The sequence below is a fragment of the Staphylococcus sp. HMSC62B09 genome (assembly GCF_001839115.1).
In the GTDB taxonomy this organism is placed as follows: domain Bacteria; phylum Bacillota; class Bacilli; order Staphylococcales; family Staphylococcaceae; genus Staphylococcus; species Staphylococcus haemolyticus.
Map to the genome: position 1 here is coordinate 1 of NZ_KV840103.1, position 740 is coordinate 740.

Annotated in this window: 2 pseudogenes; both read left to right on the forward strand. The window is 38.6% G+C overall.

The features are described 5' to 3' along the window. A pseudogene (locus HMPREF3265_RS02115) lies at positions 1-550 on the forward strand (protein rlx); the annotation flags it as partial. Beyond that, positions 540-740, forward strand: a pseudogene (locus HMPREF3265_RS02120) (mobilization protein); the annotation flags it as partial. The pseudogenes HMPREF3265_RS02115 and HMPREF3265_RS02120, both read left to right, overlap by 11 nt.

Genomic DNA, 740 nt, shown 5'->3' on the forward strand with positions numbered 1-740 from the left:
ACAAACAGAAAAAGCGATTGCTGACCCTAATACAAAATCAACCGCCCAATATTCATGGAAAGATGAAATACGTGAAGCAATTGACCAATCAACAGCCACAAATATGGACGAATTTAAAGACCATTTAAGTCAATATGGCATTGAAATTGCACGAGTTACACCTAAGAGCATTACCTATCGACATCTAGCTGAAGATAAAAAAGTCCGTGGCCGTCGATTAGGTGAAGATTATAACAAAGGGGGTATAGAAGATGGCTTTGAAAGACAAATACAACGACAACAGCAAGAACGAGAAGATGACAACGACATCCAGCCAAAACGACCAACTTCAAACCGTGATGAACCAACTCAACGAGATACAGGCGTCACTCAATCAGATTGGGATAAATTCGCCCAAGACACAAATGAGCTTAAGCGTCGCCGACAAGCTGCAGAGTCAGCAAGACTTGCTGATGAAAAGGCTCGAAGAGATCGAAAAGAGAGAGAACGAGCGAAACAAGCGTCACGAACAATTATTGACAACGATAGAGACCACGGCCTTGAACTTTAATCAAGCCACAGAAAAAAATCAAAAAAGATTTATTAGCGTTGCAAAACACTATGTGGAACGTATTAATAACGATAATTTAAAACAAGATTTTCAATCAGCAATCCAACAAGAATTAGAAGATGTGAAATCACAGACACAAAATTTAGTTAAACAGTTTCAAAATCATCAATCAGACCTACAAAAAGCACAT